This window comes from Chromohalobacter sp. HP20-39 (assembly GCF_033052815.1).
Classification (GTDB): domain Bacteria; phylum Pseudomonadota; class Gammaproteobacteria; order Pseudomonadales; family Halomonadaceae; genus Chromohalobacter.
The window spans coordinates 1-275 of the sequence record NZ_JAWHTP010000635.1 but is presented as its reverse complement, the minus strand read 5'-3'; the positions used below and the strand labels follow the sequence as shown (position 1 = coordinate 275).

The 275-nt window shown below is 66.2% G+C and carries 1 protein-coding gene; it reads right to left on the bottom strand.

What is annotated here, in order from left to right:
- A partial coding sequence (locus tag RVY79_RS19490; protein WP_317466226.1) for a fumarate hydratase C-terminal domain-containing protein occupies positions 1–275 on the bottom strand: 275 nt, incomplete at both ends.

Here is a 275-nt window from a genome sequence, read left to right as displayed (position 1 = left end):
CCCACCATGGCGATCAGGCCCGTCTGGGCGAGCATCGTTTCGGTGAATTTGTCCATGCGGGTAGCCGTAGTCGGGCCTGCCGGGCCGACGACTTCATCACGCACCGGGTCGACCGGGCCGACGTAGTAGATCACGCGGTTGGTGAAGTCGATCGGCAGCTTCTCGCCCTTGGCCAGCATGTCGGCGATGCGCTTGTGCGCGGCGTCGCGGCCGGTCAGCATCTTGCCGTTGAGCAGCAGGGTCTGGCCCGGCTTCCACGAGGCGACTTCTTCCGG